At 42.2% G+C, this 17733-nt stretch carries 15 protein-coding genes and 1 tRNA gene; 4 read left to right on the top strand and 12 right to left on the bottom strand.

Annotated features, from left to right (window positions below; genetic code table 11):
• The 6 genes from H6614_00770 to H6614_00745 form a co-directional block, all read right to left on the bottom strand.
• Positions 1–1350 (bottom strand): efflux RND transporter periplasmic adaptor subunit, encoded by a 1350-nt coding sequence (locus H6614_00770; GenBank protein MCB9242186.1) that lies wholly within the window; start codon positions 1348–1350, stop codon positions 1–3.
• Between the two features lie 12 nt (positions 1351–1362).
• Entirely contained in the window at positions 1363–2631 is a 1269-nt protein-coding gene (locus tag H6614_00765; GenBank protein MCB9242185.1) for a TolC family protein, read from the bottom strand.
• A gap of 70 nt (positions 2632–2701) precedes the next feature.
• Complete coding sequence (locus H6614_00760) at positions 2702–3097, bottom strand: hypothetical protein (GenBank protein MCB9242184.1); 396 nt, start codon at positions 3095–3097, stop codon at positions 2702–2704.
• A 13-nt stretch (positions 3098–3110) separates the two neighbouring features.
• On the bottom strand, positions 3111–3557 hold the full coding sequence (locus H6614_00755; protein MCB9242183.1) for a heavy-metal-associated domain-containing protein: 447 nt from the start codon (positions 3555–3557) through the stop codon (positions 3111–3113).
• 20 nt (positions 3558–3577) lie between these two features.
• On the bottom strand, positions 3578–4117 hold the full coding sequence (locus H6614_00750; protein MCB9242182.1) for a YHS domain-containing protein: 540 nt from the start codon (positions 4115–4117) through the stop codon (positions 3578–3580).
• Between the two features lie 88 nt (positions 4118–4205).
• Positions 4206–4676: a hypothetical protein gene (locus H6614_00745; protein ID MCB9242181.1), complete on the bottom strand. Its 471-nt coding sequence runs from the start codon at positions 4674–4676 to the stop codon at positions 4206–4208.
• 235 nt (positions 4677–4911) lie between these two features.
• Between H6614_00745 and H6614_00740 the strand changes: the two genes are divergently transcribed.
• Together H6614_00740 and H6614_00735 are read left to right on the top strand one after the other, a co-directional pair.
• On the top strand, positions 4912–5421 hold the full coding sequence (locus H6614_00740) for a hypothetical protein (protein MCB9242180.1): 510 nt from the start codon (positions 4912–4914) through the stop codon (positions 5419–5421).
• A gap of 41 nt (positions 5422–5462) precedes the next feature.
• Positions 5463–6479, top strand: a complete 1017-nt coding sequence (locus tag H6614_00735) for a hypothetical protein (protein MCB9242179.1) — start codon at positions 5463–5465, stop codon at positions 6477–6479.
• A 116-nt stretch (positions 6480–6595) separates the two neighbouring features.
• Here the strand turns inward: H6614_00735 and H6614_00730 are convergent.
• Positions 6596–6668, bottom strand: a tRNA-Phe gene (locus H6614_00730).
• Between the two features lie 134 nt (positions 6669–6802).
• Here H6614_00730 and H6614_00725 point away from each other — a divergent pair.
• Positions 6803–7483, top strand: a complete 681-nt coding sequence (locus H6614_00725; GenBank protein ID MCB9242178.1) for a dienelactone hydrolase family protein — start codon at positions 6803–6805, stop codon at positions 7481–7483.
• Positions 7484–7930: 447 nt separating this feature from the next.
• Here the strand turns inward: H6614_00725 and H6614_00720 are convergent, their stop codons facing one another.
• The 4 genes from H6614_00720 to H6614_00705 all read right to left on the bottom strand — a co-directional run bounded on the left by H6614_00720 (position 7931) and on the right by H6614_00705 (position 13010).
• On the bottom strand, positions 7931–8539 hold the full coding sequence (locus H6614_00720; protein ID MCB9242177.1) for a tetratricopeptide repeat protein: 609 nt from the start codon (positions 8537–8539) through the stop codon (positions 7931–7933).
• A 7-nt stretch (positions 8540–8546) separates the two neighbouring features.
• Positions 8547–9407, bottom strand: a complete 861-nt coding sequence (locus H6614_00715; protein MCB9242176.1) for a Ku protein — start codon at positions 9405–9407, stop codon at positions 8547–8549.
• A 548-nt stretch (positions 9408–9955) separates the two neighbouring features.
• Positions 9956–10504 carry a hypothetical protein gene (locus H6614_00710; protein MCB9242175.1) on the bottom strand — a complete coding sequence of 183 codons (549 nt, stop codon included), beginning with the start codon at positions 10502–10504 and terminating at the stop codon, positions 9956–9958.
• 181 nt (positions 10505–10685) lie between these two features.
• Positions 10686–13010 carry a hypothetical protein gene (locus H6614_00705; protein MCB9242174.1) on the bottom strand — a complete coding sequence of 775 codons (2325 nt, stop codon included), beginning with the start codon at positions 13008–13010 and terminating at the stop codon, positions 10686–10688.
• Positions 13011–13243: 233 nt separating this feature from the next.
• Here H6614_00705 and H6614_00700 point away from each other — a divergent pair, with 233 nt between their 5' ends.
• Positions 13244–13657 (top strand): VOC family protein, encoded by a 414-nt coding sequence (locus H6614_00700; protein MCB9242173.1) that lies wholly within the window; start codon positions 13244–13246, stop codon positions 13655–13657.
• Between the two features lie 60 nt (positions 13658–13717).
• On the opposite strand, the gene H6614_00695 is transcribed toward H6614_00700, so the two are convergent.
• Positions 13718–17641 (bottom strand): PAS domain S-box protein, encoded by a 3924-nt coding sequence (locus tag H6614_00695; GenBank protein ID MCB9242172.1) that lies wholly within the window; start codon positions 17639–17641, stop codon positions 13718–13720.
• Positions 17642–17733: the final 92 nt, after the last annotated feature.

Raw genomic sequence — 17733 nt, 5'->3', positions numbered from 1 at the left:
TTAACGCTTGTTTTCCATGTCTTTCATCGCGTCCTGGTCCTTGTTTATCTTCGGCTCGTTTCCATTCATATCCATGTTGCCGTGATCATGACTGTCCATATTCCCTGTCCTGATCCTGCTCTCACTGTCGAGCAAAAATCCCGCGCTGGTAACTATCACGTCCCCCTCATTTATTCCTGAACTAATCAAATAGCTTCTGTCTCTTTCCCCTCCTATCACCACTTTCCTCGGAGCAAATACATTATCACCCTTCTTTATATAGACAATGTCTTCCTTTCCTGTCCTCAATACCGCATTCCTTGGCACTACTATATATCTTGATGTCTTATTCGTCTCAATCCCGACTCTCACGAACATCCCCGGCTTCATCATCATATTGGGATTTGAAGTTGTGACCCTCACCTCGGCTGTTCTAGTTTCCGGGTTTATAAATGGATTTATGTAATCGATCCTTCCCCGAATCGTTTGGTCAGAATACCCGCTAAGGGAGATATTCACATACTGCCCAACCCGTACACTTCCCAGCTCATTTTCATAAACGTTTGCAACCACCCATACTGAACCAAGATTTACCACGTCCGCTATCGTCATTCCTTCTGTTACCCAGCTTCCTTCGTTCACATACTTCTTCGTTACTACTCCCGAATAATCCGCGTAATATGTCAGCGAGTTCCTTACCTGACCGGATTCCTCCAGCTCCACTATCTGCCTGTCGGTAATGAACCATAATTTCAATCTCTCCTTCGTTGCATCCACTATCGATTTTGCGTTCTCATATACTCTCGTGTATTCCGAATTTTTTACATTCATCATATTCTTATAGGCAAGTATATATTCCTTTTGCGTAGCAACGAGCTCCGGCGAATATATCTCGAATGCCCTCTGTCCTTTGCCCACCCACTGACCTTCGTAATCTATATACTGCCTCATTATCTTTCCTGCTACCGGAGATGATATCTGCCTGTAAGCATCATCTCTCGCCCTTACAACTCCGTCTGCCTGTAATGAAAAATCGAAATCCCCATATTTTGCGACTGTGGTCTGAACGTTGGCAAGCACAACTTCCGAGGGCGAAAGCTTTATCTCGCCAAGCTCGTGATTTGCATCATCTCCATATTCTTCCATGCCTTTCATAGTTTCACCGCTACCCTTTAATACAAGCTCCATATTGCAAATTGGACAGACACCCGGATGGTCTTCCTGTATCTGAGGGTGCATCGGGCATATATACAGCTCTCCGGTGACCTGCTCTTTCCTTTCGAGCAGGTGCCTAAAATAAAACTGGTATGCCAGCACACCGCCCGTTAATACCGCTATTATTATTAAGCCTATTATTATTTTGTTTTTCATTTTACTCTGCCCTTAATTGATTTTGAATATCTGCTTGCCAATTATGAATTCTAGATCACTCACCTGCATTAAATAATCAGCCTGCTCCTCCAATAGCATCAGGTTTGCTTCCCGCAATGACCTGTACGAGTCCAGCAGGTTCAGAAAATCGTCCGTCGCGCTGACGTATGCCTGCAGGCTCGACTTAAATGTCTGGTCCGTCTGCGGCAAAAGAACGTTCTTTATATATTCTAACCTTTCGGAAGACGTTCTGATTTTTTCCAGGCTGTTCCTCATGTCTTTGATGAGATATTGCGAGGTGGTCTTATACTCCTCCAGGTATTGCTTATCTAATAGCTCCGTCTCCTCTACTTTTGCATCGATGCGCTTGCTGTTCCACGGCACAAAGGGAAGCGATATCCCCAGCCCGACCATTATAAAACTTTTATACATTTGAGCGTTATAGCTGTACCCGCCTGTTATCATGAGGTCGGGAGTCCTTTCGGTCCCCGCCAGATTCTTTTGTATTTTATTCTTTAATATCTTATTGTCTATCAGCTTAAATTCCGGATTGTTGGTCAGCATATCCGCTATCAGCTCCGTCGTGTCAGGCATCTGAGCTTTCAATATAAGAATAAGGTTCACGTTTTGAGTACTGAATGATGTGTCCAGAGTCGTGTTAGAAAGCACTTCCAGGTTATTTATATATACCCTCCGCATTGACTCGAGGTCCATTCTCTCCAGCTCCAGTTTTTGAAGCTCATTATTGCTCTTCAATATGTGGTTCTGGACACCCTTGCCTACCGAGTAATTTATCTCCTGTGACTTTATCACACTTTGTAATATCTCTGCATACTCCTCATTATACTCCAGCATTTTCTCCGTCAGGTAGAGCCTGAAATAATTCAGCTTTATATCTCTTGTAAGCTGTAATCTTATTACGTCCTTTGTTATTTCCTGGTCCTTCGCGCTCGCCTCGACAAGTTTTTCACTCTCTCCCAGCTTGTCGGACAAGACTATCCCTTGCGACAATATTACTTTGTACCTCGGCCGTCCCTCCAGATCTACCGGTATCAGATCTGTCATAAGCTCGAGGTTAGGAGCAGGCTGCATGCTCACCTGGGTCTTCTTCGTTAGCTCTACCCTTCGTTTGTATTCTACCGGGCTGAGTTCGGAATTCCTCACTACTGCCGACTCTATAAGGTCGTTCAGCCCGTGGGGAACAAACACGCTGTCGCTCTGTCCGTATGATATGCCTGCTGTTAGCAGAATTATATTTAATATTGTTATTATAGATTTCATCTTTTTATTCGTTTAAAAGAATAAAATATATCGCGCCCCTGGAGACACGCTTTACAAAATGAAACCTATTTTAGATAAGTAATGAGGAGTGTTTTATGGGTATGTCCTCACCCGGAGGAAATTCTATCCTGTGTGGTACGTAAATGGATTTGGAAAATTCTTTGCCGAAATGATCTTCAAACACATTAAGCGGAAAAAGAGATACGATCTCGTTTACTTCAAGCCTTTTGACCGACTCGAAATCTGCTTTGTTTGAAAATTCAGTCGTTACCTCGGCACAGCAGTCGGGTTTTGTAAAAGCCGTTTCTTTATTTTCATTGCCGGGTGTCGAATGTGTGCAACAGCATTTGTCATTATGATCCATGCCCATTGCACACAATCCGACTGTTACCGCGTAATTTGAATTAACGGTAATTACCAGCAGTATTAATAATAAATTGCGATATTTTTTTAACGTGTCTCTCAAAATATCTCACATTTTACATGTGCATATCTTTGTCTTTCTGATCTGCAGGAACTTTACAGCAATCATCCAGCTTGTCATATGCTTCTTTATCCGCTTTCTTATCATTTGCGTCATATCCTGCGCCTGTAATGGACGATTCTATTTTCGACAGGTCTGTCTTTGACTTATCGAAAACCACTTTCACTGTCTTATCCTTTACACTTACATCGACGTCCTTTACGCCGTCAACTTCTTTTACTGCAGTTGTTATCGTTTTCTTACATGTGTTGCACTGCATCGAAGGAAGGTTTATCATCACTGTCTCACCTTCCATCATATTATCGTTACTCGTTTGCGTTGTTGTTTCTGTGTTTCCGTCCTTATTGGTTGCGTCTGTATTTTCCTGTGTCTTACTGCATCCTGCTAAAAATACTCCCACCGCAAACACCAGTACCGGTATTAATAATTTTAAGTTTTTCATTGTTCTCTCCATTAAGATTTTTATTTTTCTTCGCTATTGTTTCCGTTCATGAATTTCTCTGGATTCTCCATGAATTCCTTGTCGCATCCCTTACAGCAAAAATAATATTTCACACCATCGTACACTGTACTGACATCCTTCTTAGCCGCGCCGCCCATTACCGGGCATTGAAGATCTTCCGTGTAATCCATCGGTTCTTTTTTGAATTTTCCGACGCATCCTTCACAGCAAAATTTATACTCCTTTCCGAGATATGTATATGAGATACTGTTGTCTCCGAGTGGCTCACCGCTAACCGGGCATACTCCTGCGCTTGTTGATTCGAGTGAATCACCGCTTATTCCTGAGCTTTGTTTCATAGGCTCTTTCTTAAACTCACTCATCGTCATGTCACATCCTGAACCTGTACAGCTGTTACAGTCGTCTGATTTCATGTCGCATGAAGAGCATGAACAGTCCTTCATGTTTTTTGGATCATCCTGAACTGATCCGTAGGAAATTGTATTGTAAATTGCAAAGATCGCTATCGCAGCTATGACTGATAAAAATAGATTTTTCATTATTGTAATTAATTTTTAAAATTTTATAAAAGAAAATATGCATAGTGGTCCTGACTATGAGAACCATAATTGTGCAGGTGTGATAAATCTAAATTCGGAAATTGGAGACTAAAATGAATATACTTCGCCCTTGTGTCGGAGCTCTGTCCCCGGTTGAAGTATAAATTGAAGAATTATTATTTGTAGGATTAGAAAGTATGCTTACTAATGTTCCTTGTTGTATCTTTGTGTGGGTTAAATTCGTTTGAGTCGCGGATGAACTTGGTGTCAATGGAGTGTCGGTTTTGGAGATACTGCAGCAGCATTTGTGCCTCTCCCTTGTCAGATTTGGTCCGTTCTTGGTGACGTACATCGTACAGTCGTTATTCTCTGACTTAACCTCGATTTCCTTTCCTTCGGGATGACAGCAGCTCTTTACTACCCGTTTCTCTGATGTCTTGTTCATCTTACAGAAAATAGACGTATACGCTATCGATACCGTCGTCAGCATAAATACCGCCGCAACGGATATACTCATGACCGCGAATAAACGCCTGTATTTTCTTATGAATTCCGCCATATATACAAAATTACCGCATTTGGATTGAGATTGCAATGATATCCGTCACATATCCCTAAACTGTTAAAATATCATCAATAGTTCCACAAAATATATATTGTCCAAAAACAAATTTTTATTAACTTAAAAAAAAACAAAATTTTTATTAAAAAAAATGTATATTTACTATAGCTTTCTAACTACGTCATTACTCTAATAACTGAAACTTTTGTATATTAACTAAAACATATAATTCATGAAAACTAAAAATTTTGATTATGACCAACTAGGACTTGGACCCTTAGGGCTACTTCCAACTTTTAAAACATCTGCTGATGTTAAACAAAAACTTGAAATTCTCGATTCATTTGACATGGAGAGGGAGGAGATGATTGCTCGATCATGTGTTAGAAGACCAGAGTTTGGAGCGCAATTTAAAGAACATCTTGTCCCAGCATTAATTAGGGAATTCAAAAGATTTTTTGCTCTTAAATTACTTTTCCCTGATGCTAAATATCCTTTGACTCCAGCTTCAAGTGTAGATGCAGTTTGGCAAGTGCTCATTTTAGATTCAGTTCGATATTATGATTTATGCAAGAATGTTTATGGCGACTATCTTCATCATAAAGTTATTACAGATGAATTGATTGGCATTTATGAAGGTGAAATATTTGACTATACAGTAGATTGTATGAAATCTGCATTTGGTGGATTGGTTAATGTATGCTGGTTTTTTAATTACCAAGAAAAGCAATGTTGGAATTAAAATTATTTGAGTAATTTATACTTAAAAAGGTTTATTGCTCTATGTTTCCATTTATTTCAAGTCGAGAAATATTAAATCTTGTTTTACCATATTGTAATCCAGCACTATTATCTAAAGATTCATTAAAACAAATAATAAGTGGAGTTGATAAGATTCAAGGATCGGCATCTTCTATAGTTCTAGAATGTAGGATTCTGCCAAGGATAGAACAAGTTGATATAGCATTATGTTTTGCAAAGTACGAAGGCACTAATTTCCAATTTAAAAGCTGGTTGAATTCTTTTAGTAATGGAATGTTTCCAAATAGTACTATTTTAACTAGTATAGTAAAAGATTTGGATTCTTTGATTCAGAGTAATCAATCAATTCATGCAATATGGTTAGAATATGATGGTTCGACCTCTGGTATAGACTCTTCAAAATTACCTTCTATTTTCGTAAGCTATAAAAAAGAATATAACTATTCAAATATTTTTGAAACAGCTGATGCTTTAGAACTAATTTTTAGCAAGTATAATTTTCTCCAAATTGATATAAGCGCATTCAAAAATGCATTGTCTGCTTTTAACAGTTTAGGAAGAGTTCGACATATAGGGATTTTATTTTCACGTGATCCTATAATTTTAAGACTGTGTGTTGAGATGAATACTGAAAATATTGTCGAGTTTTTACGTCAACTCAATTGGACCGGTAATTTTGATTTACTGAAAGAATTAATTTCTACTTCTGACAATCATAGTTTGGTTTCGTTGAATCTTGACTTTTCTGATAAACTCGGAAAACGAATTGGATTAGAGTTTGGTTCAAACCGTGATGGAGTAAGGCGTGATTATGACAATTTTTACCAAAATCTTTTATCAAAAGGGTTGTGTAACGCTGAACAATATAACGCATTAAATGAATGGGTGGGAACTTCGACAGAGTTTATTCCTATACTTTCAATTCCATTGTATTTGAAGCGTGAGATCAGCCATATAAAGATAGATGTATGTGACAGTCAGATATCTACAAAGGCATATTTATGGGTAGGGGTAAGGGGGATTGTTAGTTCGATGTGATTTCATTTGAATTAACTTTTGTTTAAAACATTGCTTTTCGCAATGTTTGGAGATTAATAAAACCCGGAGCTGCCAGAATACACCGGGTTATAAAGAATAATTTCATACCGCTTTCGTGGACAGGGCCGGAATCGAACCGGCGACACACGGCTTTTCAGGCCGTTGCTCTACCAACTGAGCTACCTGTCCCCTAAATAATAGACGTACAATATTGTGAATACCTAACTTTATTTCAATTCCAAAACACTGCCAATCCCAATCTCATTTCGTAGTTTAAAGAATGCAATTATTTTGTTAATATTACATAAATTAAAACCAACACTATGCCTCTCACCAAAAAATCCCTGAAAGTAAAAGTTTCCAAGGAAATAGGCTCCGTATCCGCTCTATTATATACACCCGCTAAGCCAACCGCTATCCTCGTTTTCGCTCACGGTGCCGGCGCGGGGATTAAGAACCGTTTCATGGAGACCGTATCGAATACTCTCGGTGACCTCGGCATAGCTACACTGCGATTTAATTTTCCATATATGGAAGCAGGCAAGAAAGTCCCTGACCGCAAGCCCGTCGCTACAGCCGCAGTCGCCGCCGCTGTGGAAAAAGCGCACGAACTCTACCCGAAACTGCCCGTCTTCGCAGGCGGTAAATCTTTTGGCGGACGAATGACATCCACCGCCGCATCTGAAGATATGCTCTCCAACATCAAAGGCATAGTCTTTTTCGGGTTCCCGCTCCACGCTCCCGGCAGACCGTCATCCGACCGCGCCGAGCATCTCTTCAGCGTGAAAGTACCGATGCTTTTCCTGCAGGGAACACGCGACGCTCTCGCTTCCTTCGACCTCATAAAACCCCTCTGCAAAAAACTCGGGAAAAAAGCCACGCTCTATACCGTCGATGGAGCAGATCACTCATTCCATGTCCCTAAAGACAATAAGCTCACGGACAGCGAAGTAATAAAATTGATTTGTGATGAAATAAAAACCTGGATAGCTAAGACTAAATAATTGTTTTGTCATTCTGAGTGAAACGAAGAATCTCCTTCCCATAAACTCCGCAGGTCTACGACTCATTAGGTCGATCTATGCTTTGCAGAAAAGATCCGTAGAGAGTTCAAAAACGGCCATGCGGAAATCGCCGGCTGAATCCCGACTTGTCGGGAAGAAGTAAAATTGTGAGGCTTTTTGCGTTCCTCCGATTTTATCGGAGGGCGAAGAAAAATTGTTTGACACCGATTGACGATCGAGGCAAATCGGTGGAGTTTTTTTCTTCGAGCAAAAAACGTAACAATTGTTAGGCGTATTTACGCTGAGCCTTGATTTTTTGGTTCTTTTGTATCAAGGCAAAAGAACTATGCCAAAGGCATCACATTTTTTTTGTGACAAGACAAAAGTACATCAAAACAAAACTATACCAAAGGCATCATTTGTGCGAGCAAAAGTACAGTAGGAGGATTACCCCGTAATTCTCCTTATACTCTCTATCAGCCTCTCTGCGTTCTCGCCCTCTTCCTTAGGCACCATGTCCTTATATTCGGATAATACCTTCACTGAAGATTCGTAGTCCCGCATCATTGCGTACACTATTCCGAGATTAAAACATATATCCGGAAAGTCCGGCTGAAGCTCCTTCGCGAATTCGTAATGCGTTTTCGCTAAGGGCAGATTGCCCAGCTCAGAGTATAGGTTTGCTAAATTGTAGTGTGATTCGAAGTGTCTCGGGTCTGCTTTCAGCGAGAGAGTGAAGCGGTCAATCGCCTTAACAGTGCTCCCCTCCTCGTATTCCAGTATCCCGAGGTTACAGTATGCGTCGGCTGTACAATCCTCATTCTCCAGCGCCTTCTCGTAAGCCGCCTTCGCTCCCTCATCGCCCTTCTCATCGAGTATCAGCGCGCGCTCGAACGGGCTCATATCCGTCGGCATTATATATATGTTCGCCTGCGGACCGTCCTCCGTAAAAAGATCTATCTGGTTTGAACGCTTAAGTTCTACCTTGGTCTTTTTCTTTACACGCTTAAGTCCCGACTGTCCTTTTTGCGACGGGAATTGGATTATATTAGCCATGTACTAATTATGCAGTTTTCTTTTTCTTTGTTGCCTTCGTGGTCTTTGCCGTCTTTGTCTTCGCCGCCGGTTTCTCGCCGGTTGCCTTCTTCATCGGTTTCTTTGAAGCGTTGTCTATACTTTGCTTCAACGCAGTCATTATATCCACGACCGGTTTTTCTTCTTCCTCGATAGTAACGATCTCTTTTCCCTCTATCTTCGCCTGTATCAATTCCTTCACAGCATCCTTATATGTATCTTTGAGTTCTATGTCATCGAACTTCTTCGTCATCGAATCTACCAGTGTCTTCGCCAGCTCCAGCTCTTTCTTATCGGCTTTCAACCCATCCAGTTTCGGAACTTCAGATATATTCCTTATCTCATTCGGGTATCTCAGCTTATACAATAATAGTCCGTTATCTTCCGGCGCTAATAGCACTACACTCTCCCTGTCCCTAAGCACCACTTTACCTATTCCTAATTTGCCGCTCTCTTTTAATGTCTCTATTAATAGAGCGAACGTCTTCGCCGCAACGTCGCCGTCCGGTCCCGCATAATATGGTGAATCATATAAAGTCGCGGGCACTTCGCTCGCATCCACGAATCCCTCTATCTCGATCACCTTTGTGCTTTTCAGTTTCAGCTTATCAAGGTCTTCAGGGTCTATGATTACGAATTGATCCGGCTCGTATTGATACCCTTTCACGATATCTTCCATCTTAACGATCTTGTTGCACTTCCTGCATCGCTTATCATAGCCGATTGGACCGTTATCTTCCTTATGAAGCTGTTTGAAACTGATCGTTTCCGACGTCTCGATAGCGTTATATATCCTGATAGGAATTGTTACGAGTGAAAACCTGATGTGACCTTTCCATATTGAGCGCATTGTGCCTCCTTTTATCTAAACCTTAAATTAAATATTAATACCTTTATTTTCAACACTTTTACCACACAATCTTAAGTATAACTTTAACTCCCTGTTAATTAAATACCTTAATTACTTAAGGTATCCCCATTTTCAATTCATACAATTGTCGTTTGGCAAAGACTAACTAGCTCCCCTCTCCTTTATAAGGAGAGGGGCTGGGGGTGAGGTATCCATAGTCATCACAGGTCCATGACTCATCGAGATCCAACTCGTGGAGTGATTCAAAATGCCCATTAAATTAAAACAGCGGAAAAAATTTTGAGGCTTTGAGTGTTCCGACGAAGTCGGGCGGAGAAAATTCTGTCTGAGGGAGGTCTTACCCGGTTTACCGGGGGTCGACCGAGTTTATTTTCTCCGAACGAAAACACGAGAAACTTAGCTGTTTTAATTTAGGGCTGTCTTTTTGGTACTTTTGCGACAAGGCAAAAGTACATCTTAGTTTATTAAGGCCTATTAGCAATTTTTTGCGACAAGGCAAAAGTACAATACTTGGATACAATAAATAACTAATCTTTACTTATATCCCTCAAAAACTCCTCCGTCTCACCCGGCTTCCTAAACCTGTAAAACTTAACCTCATCATCCGAATGCTTTTCATATAATAGAGAATACTTTTGTCTCTTACTCTTAAATGTCTTCAAAGACCACACAACTATCGAATCCTTTGGGGTGATCATTCTCCTGAAGGAATCATAATTATTATCGAACAATTTTCTCTTGTAAACAATATTCTTTACGGTTCTCGAAATTACCCTTCTGCTTACTAATCCGATATTGTAATCGAGCCAGATAATCACATTTGCATCCTTCCAGATCAATTCACTGACATTACTATAATAATTCCCATCGACTATCCACTCCTTGTACAAACTCAATTCTTTTTTAACATTTTCATAAAACTCCTCCCTTGTATGTCTTTCCCACTTCGGCTTCCAGAATAACCTGTCCAACTCGATTAATTTAATATTATAATGCGATGCCAGCTTCTTTGCGAGAACAGTCTTCCCCGCTCCATTAGCCCCGATTATCAATATTCTCTTTCCTTTCTGGTTCAAGATTTGATGTGGTATATTTTAAAATACATAGAACTTACTGACTGGTTTTCCCTCCCCCTTTATAAAGTGCGAGACTGGTGCCACAAACTCCTAAACGTAGGTAAACTAGCTCCCCTCTCCTTTATAAGGAGAGGGGCTGGGGGTGAGGTAATTTTTAACTTTAAACTTTCAACTTTTAACTTCAAAGATCCGGCCTCATCCTCACAAAGACCGGCTCCCTGTACGCGCCATCCTTGGTCATCGAAGCGTACTCTATCTCGCAAACCAGCTTAGGCTCTATCCAGGTAGTATTCTTCTCATCCAGCACCTTCTCCTTTATCGGCTTCTTCACTTCCTTAAGTTTCTTTATATCCTTATTGATCTCCTTCATCAGCTTATCATTAAAGCCCGTTCCAACCTTTCCTCTGTATGTTATCTTGCCTTTACCGTCTATGTCACCCAGGTGAAGCGCGCCGAATACCGCCTCTCTGTTCCCCTTACCTTTCGTGTACCCAATAATGTGGCTCTCAGTCGTCTGTCTCACCTTTATCTTGTACCAGCTATCGCTCCGCCTTCCCGGGAAGTATTTACTGCTCCTGTCCTTTGCCATTATTCCTTCCAGCCCTAATTGCCCTGCCGCGTCAAACAGCGCCTTACCGTCATCCACCGTCTCGCTTATCCTGTATGATGAATCCTTCTTTATAGCGTCCTTCAGCCAGTCCCGTCTCCTCTCTAAAGGCTCATTCACCACTGCCCTCCCGTCCAGGTACAACACGTCGAAGAGGTAACAAAATGCCGGCTGTTTCTTCATCGCCCGCTCTATGTCTCCTTCCGATGACCTTTGCATCCTGTTAATGACGTCTTTGAATACCGGTCTGCCTTCCTCATCCAGGCATACTATCTCACCGTCGAATAATCCGCACGTCGCTCTGAAGGATTTTTCTGCGCTCAGTAGTTCCGGAAACTTCGCCGTGATGTCATTATTGTTCCTCGTCCGCAATGTAACCTTTCCCTCATCCAGCGAAACCATAACCCTTATACCATCCCACTTCACTTCGTATAGATACCTGTCTCCGGTTGGAACGTCCTTTCGCGTTTGTGCCAGCATGGGTTCTATATCCGAGTGAAGCCAGTCCACCTGCGGATTTCCCACCCGCTCCATAAGGTACTCTTTCTTGTTCTTGTTTATCATGTACATCCTGTACTCACCGCTCACTGCCGGGCTGTGAAGCCTGAAATAAAATCCGTCCTTCTTCTCTTTTGTTATCTCGTACTTGCCCGCCGCGTAAACCCACATGTCGCCTCCGCCGTACTGTCCCTTCGGTATTGTGCCCTCGAATGTAAGATACTCCATCGGGTGATCTTCCGTCTGCACTGCCAGTCTCTTTATTCCCGGCGCGGGCGGAAGTCCCTTTGGTACTGCCCACGACTTAAGCACCCCATCCTGCTCTAACCGCAGATCGTAATGCAGTCTCGACGCGTGATGTCTGTGTATTACGAAATTATTTCCCTTACCATCGAATACCTCCGCGCCCGGCTCCGGTGTCTTCTCGAAGTCCCTCTTCTTGGAATACTTCTCTAATTGTTCCGGTGTTTTATGTTTTGGATTAGGTCCTAGTTTTTTTGGTTTGGCAGCTGCCCTTCTTTCGGTGTGAAGCTCCACTGCGTACGCCGATATTCCTTCCCACGCGTCGCCTTCCGTCATCACCATATCCGGTACGTTCATCAGATTATATTCTATGGGGTCAGTCAGCGTTTCCAATTGTTCCCATGTCAACGGCATAGACACCGGCGCTCCCTTGTTGCCGCGCAGACTGTATGGAGAAACGATGGACTGTCCCTGCCTTATCCTGTATATATCCACCAGCACCCTGCCCTTCCTCGCTTCTTTCTTTATGTGTAAAGTTAAATTCGATCTCTCCTCTACAAAGGGCTTTGCTATCTCCTGAGCCGTCTCGAATACCGTATGAAAATCCCATCTCTGCTCTATCGGTGTCACCACGTGCACACCCTTTCCTCCCGTCGTCTTCACAAAAGCATGATAACCCAGGTTCTCCAAAAACGGCCGCAATTCCAGCGCTATCTCTACAACGTCCGTGAACTTGTATCCCTCCGGCGGGTCTATATCGAATACCATGTAATCCGGCTTATCGTAATCCGGTTTCTTGGAATGCATCTGGTGTATTTCCAGGCAGGCAAGGTTCGCCAGCCACACCAGCGACGCCTCCTCCGTGGCAAGTATGTAGTCCTTCTTATCTTCGCTCCCGAGTGGAACGTACTCTATCCAATCCGGCGCCCACTCCGGTCTGTTCTTCTGAAAGAACCGCTCGCCGTATATACCGTCCGGAAATCTTATCAGCGAAAGCGGTCTCCCCTTGATGTGGTTTAGTATCGTCGGGGCTATTTTTAGATAATAATCTATCACTTCCGCCTTGATGATACCATCATCCGGAAAAAGCACCTTCTTCAAATTGGAAAGCTCCAGCGTCCGCTTCCCTACCTTTACCATTTGCGTACTCTTCGCCATACCCAAAAATTACCCTATTAATCCAAACTTAACAATTCACAAAACCCATAATCACCGCAGGTCCATGACTCATCGAGATCGAACTCGTGGAGTGATTAAAATGCCCGGCTGGGAATATTCTATTAAATAAAGGTTTGGTTAGAATTCCTTTCTATTTTGTTAATCTCCGTCACTTATATTATATTTAACTCCTTACGCTAAATCCATCTTTAACTAATTAAACAAGACCTATTATGTACAAAATTATTCCTTATCTTACTTTTAACGGAAATTGCGAGGAAGCAATGAACTTTTACAAGGACGCCCTCGACGGCGAGATCGAAGCTATGATGAACTTCGAAGGCGCTCCCATGGAAGTTCCCGAAGACTATAAGAGCAAGGTCATGCACTCAACCCTAAAAGCAGGTGATCTCACTCTTATGGCTTCCGATTCTATGCCCGGTCAGCCCTTCACCGCCGGCAATAACATCTCTCTCAGCCTTAATTTTGACAATGAAGATGACCAGAAAAAAACTTTTGACAATCTCTCTGCAGGCGGAAACGTAACTATGCCTCTGCAGGACACCTTCTGGGGTGCTAAATTCGGAATGTGTACTGATAAGTTCGGTGTCAACTGGATGTTCAATCACGACAAACCCGAAAACTAATACAAAAAAAAGGAGGCACTGTCTGTGCCTCCTTTTTTAAAATCTATCTCCCCTTAAGTTTTACTTCACCAATTTAAAATCCAGCCTCACCGTAAACTCACTTCCCTTGTCCTCTTCACTCGTTACGCTTATTTCACCCTTCATCATGTCTATCAGTCTCTTAACAATGGAAAGTCCCAGCCCGGTACCCATGTACTGCTTGACGTATGGATTCTCCAGCTGAGTGAAGCTCTCGAAAAGACTCTCGAACTTGTCGCTTGGGATTCCGATTCCGGTATCAGATATTATAAATTCCAGCATTATCTTAGATCCCTTGCGGGCAGCCTCTTTAACCTTTACTCTGATTTCGCCCTGTTGTGTGAACTTTATCGCGTTGCTGATAAGATTGGTCAGTATCTGGTTCAGACGGTAACGGTCACCCAGCACTTTTATATTGAGCGCCTTGTCCACGTCGAAAACGAATTTTAGACGCTTGCTCTCGGCATCCGACCTGAGTATCTTAAATGTATTATCGAGTAATTCTATTATATTAAACTCTTCTTCGTTCAGCTTAAACTTACCTGATTCGATCTTTGAGAAGTCCAGTACGTCGTTTATGATCTTCAATAGCACGTCTGATGAATAGTGTATCATATCGACGTATTCCGACTGTTCCTCGTTCAGGTCCGTCAGGGTCAATAGCTGTGCCATTCCCACTATCCCGTTCATCGGTGTTCTTATCTCGTGGCTCATATTTGCAAGGAACCGGCTCTTTGCGTTACTTGCTTCTTCTGCTTTTTCCTTCGCGCTGAGGAGTTCGTTCTCGAATACCTTACGCTCGGATATATCTTCCTTCACATATACATAATGGGTGATGTTGCCTTCTTCATCCTTGATCGGAGATATCGTAGCATATTCCCAGTATCTTTCCCCGTTCTTCTTCCTGTTAAAATACTCACCCTTCCAATCATTGCCTTCTCTCATTGCGTCCCATATCTCATTATATATCTCTTTCGGTGCCTCACCTTTCAGCAATATGAACGGGTACATGCCGTGCACCTCAGCAGGAGTAAAACCTGTTACCTCTGAAAACTTCGGATTCACGTAAACTATCTTTCCCTCGGTGTTTGTAATAATAACTGAGTCTGGACTTTGCTCTACAGCCCTCGATAGTTTTCTCAGTTCCTCCTGCATCATCCTCAGTTGGGTAATATCTCTCTGTGTACCCCATAGTCGTACCAGATGATCGTTCTCTATTATACCGACACCGTTATTGAGGAAATACTTTACGTTGCCTTCCTTATCTATTTCTTTTGTTTCACTATTGTTTATCCTGTACCCTGCCTTTACGAACGACTCAAAAGAAATACTGTTAGATGCCTGGCTTTCTTCCCTGTTCCCGAGAAGGTCTTTCACCTGCTTATTCACCACTTCTTCAGCCTTTTCATAGCCGTACATTTTCGCCATAACGTCGTTACATTCCGCCAGGTAGGCATGGTCCATGAAATGGTTTATGTGCTCTTCCAGTGATGAATTTATGTTTATTGGTTTTCTCAGCTCCATCCTGTATATACCTTCGGAACTGTGAGTAATGAACGCTCTGTACCTCTCTTCACTTCTTCTGATAGAGTCTTCCGTCAGTTTTTGATCCGTAATGTCCTCGCATATTGCAACGAAGTGGGTTACTTCGCCGTTGTCATTTTTTATCGGTGATATGTTTGCGTATTCCCAGTAGTTCTCGTCGTTCTTTCTTCTGTTTAGATACTCACCGCTCCACTCGACACCCCCGGCTATTATGTCTATAAGCTCCCGGTTATTTTCCAGCCCGACTATCGTTCCCTTCTTAAAAATCCTCGCGACCTTTCCGAGAACTTCCTCAGCCGGGTATCCCGTTATCTCGGAAAACTTGTGGTTCACATATTCTATAACACCGGATGTGTTCGTTATAATGATCGATGCCGAGCTTTGTTCTACCGCCCTGTAGAGTTTCCTGTTCTGCTCTATTATTTCTTTTCTCTCGGTAATGTCGGATTGTGATCCCCATATTCTCATCAGCATACCATTCTCTACCATACCGACGGCATTATTATTAAAATATTTCTTATTGCCGTCCTTATCCATCTCTATCGTTTCCGCGTTTGATATCTTTAGACCGGAGCGGATAAAGCTCAGGAATGTATTTGTGTTCTCGGTTACGTCACCACTGCCGTGAAGCTCTATGAGCTTTTTGTTCAGCGCATCCTCTGTATTTTCAAAACCGTACATCCTTGCCATCGCGTCGTTGCACTCTGCAATGTAAGCGTTATCGAATACTCCCTTTACGAATTCCTCTTCATCGAGGCTTATATCAACGGGGTTTTCCATTTCAAGCCTGTAAATACCCTCCGTGCTGTGATGGATAAATGTTTTGTATCTTTCTTCGCTTCGCTTAAGCGATTGCTCGATTAGCTTCTGCTCGGTAATATCGACACAGATCTGGTTTATGTATTTTAGATTACCATCCTCACCCCGGTCGGCGTAAAAATATGTATCAAGCCAGACTATTGAGCCTGTCTTATTTGTTATCCTGTAATCGAGGTGCTCGATACCTTTGTAACCTTTTTCCTGCCATTTCTTAAAGCTCTTATATATCTTCTCCCTGTCTTCCTCATGAAGCATATCCTGGAGCTGTTCTTCACTCAGCATGTCAAATTCTTCCTTGGCATACCCCGATTGCCTGATAAACTCATCGTTTACAAATTCATACCTCTGTACCTGGGGATCATACCTCGTCAATGCCACAGGGGCAGTCTTTGCAAAACTTCTGAATTTTGTTTCACTCTCCAGCAATGCCTCCAGGAAGCTCTTCCTTTCTGTTATATCCGTAGAAACACCAAGAACTGCTGCTTTATTTGTTTCCGGCTCTGTGTAAGGGATCTTTATTGTCTGTAAATATCTTACGTTTCCTTCAGCATCCGTTATCTTTTCTTCCTGTATAAATTTCGCCTCTCCGCTTTTTATTACTTCCAGGTCATCCTTCCTGAAGCCCTCCGCCTCCTCTTTTGACTTTGCAAAATCGGCGTCGGTCTTTGTAAGAAGGTCTTCCACTGTCGTACCGTAAACCTCAGCAGTTGCCTGGTTGGCTAATATGAATTTCCCGTTTATATCTTTCGCAAAAATAAAATGTGGTACCAGGTCTATTATCTGTCTCAGTTTCTTTTCATTATCCTCTGCGAACTTCTTACTCTTTACCTGCTCAGATATGTCTCGCGTAACAAAATAAAATTCCGAAACAGAACCGTTCTCCTGTATCATGTATGTGTTCTGCGCCACCCATTTCTCATCACCCTTTTTGGTGAGTATCGGAAACTCTATGTATGAATTCTGTGTCCTGTTTATAAACTGCCTTTTATAAAAAGTATCTACCTTCTTCCTGTGTGATGGGGAAACAAGATTTTTATAGTTCAGGCTGGATATTTCTTTTTCGGAATAACCGGTGATGTCAAAAAAAGCGCTGTTTGCAACAACCAGGTTTCCCTGTTCGTCGGTTGCATAGATCGCGTCTATCGCGTTATCGAAAAACTTCCTGAAATCTCTCTCTCCGTGTCCGTTCGTTCCGTTACTTCCCATGCCGTTGCTCGATAACCTCGCCGGTATTTGTTCGTTAGACGAAGCTGGCTTTTCCTCACGCCTCGTCGAAATAAATGCCGCCGCTGTCATAAAGATAATTGCAGGAAGTATGAGATTTAATATAGAGTCCACCGGTGTGCTCCACGAATTTGCAAAAACCCCGGTAACAAAATATATTATTCCGCTCACCAGACCGATGAGGATACCCGTTCTGCGTCCGCCGTAAATGCTGGAAATTACTACCGGGATGAAATAGAAAAATGAAATTAACAACTTCTTACCTGTGATGAGGTCTGCGGAACCTATTATTAAGGAAAGTAGTAAAGCAGTGAAAAATACCCCGGGTCCGGATAGTTTATTTAAGGTGTTACCTATTTTGTAAAAAATCTCTTTCATTTTCTATATTGAGACAACTGCTCATTGCATTACCATCTTTTTCGTTCATCCCCCGGCTACATTGAAGTTGTAATGATATGATTGGAGTTAAA

The sequence above is a fragment of the Ignavibacteriales bacterium genome, assembly GCA_020635255.1.
Classification (GTDB): Bacteria; Bacteroidota; Ignavibacteria; order Tepidaquicellales; family Tepidaquicellaceae; genus JAEYVS01.
The sequence above is the reverse complement of the archived record's forward strand: the minus strand, read 5'-3'. Positions and strand labels throughout refer to the sequence as shown.

Bases quoted from the DNA above. Each gene is read 5' to 3' on its own strand.
- H6614_00770 (MCB9242186.1), bottom strand. From the start codon at position 1,350: ATGAAAAACAAAATAATAATAGGCTTAATAATAATAGCGGTATTAACG.
- H6614_00765 (MCB9242185.1), bottom strand. From the start codon at position 2,631: ATGAAATCTATAATAACAATATTAAATATAATTCTGCTAACAGCAGGC.
- H6614_00755 (MCB9242183.1), bottom strand. From the start codon at position 3,557: ATGAAAAACTTAAAATTATTAATACCGGTACTGGTGTTTGCGGTGGGA.
- H6614_00750 (MCB9242182.1), bottom strand. From the start codon at position 4,117: ATGAAAAATCTATTTTTATCAGTCATAGCTGCGATAGCGATCTTTGCA.
- H6614_00745 (MCB9242181.1), bottom strand. From the start codon at position 4,676: ATGGCGGAATTCATAAGAAAATACAGGCGTTTATTCGCGGTCATGAGT.
- H6614_00740 (MCB9242180.1), top strand. From the start codon at position 4,912: ATGAAAACTAAAAATTTTGATTATGACCAACTAGGACTTGGACCCTTA.
- H6614_00735 (MCB9242179.1), top strand. From the start codon at position 5,463: ATGTTTCCATTTATTTCAAGTCGAGAAATATTAAATCTTGTTTTACCA.
- H6614_00725 (MCB9242178.1), top strand. From the start codon at position 6,803: ATGCCTCTCACCAAAAAATCCCTGAAAGTAAAAGTTTCCAAGGAAATA.
- H6614_00720 (MCB9242177.1), bottom strand. From the start codon at position 8,539: ATGGCTAATATAATCCAATTCCCGTCGCAAAAAGGACAGTCGGGACTT.
- H6614_00715 (MCB9242176.1), bottom strand. From the start codon at position 9,407: ATGCGCTCAATATGGAAAGGTCACATCAGGTTTTCACTCGTAACAATT.
- H6614_00705 (MCB9242174.1), bottom strand. From the start codon at position 13,010: ATGGCGAAGAGTACGCAAATGGTAAAGGTAGGGAAGCGGACGCTGGAG.
- H6614_00700 (MCB9242173.1), top strand. From the start codon at position 13,244: ATGTACAAAATTATTCCTTATCTTACTTTTAACGGAAATTGCGAGGAA.
- H6614_00695 (MCB9242172.1), bottom strand. From the start codon at position 17,641: ATGAAAGAGATTTTTTACAAAATAGGTAACACCTTAAATAAACTATCC.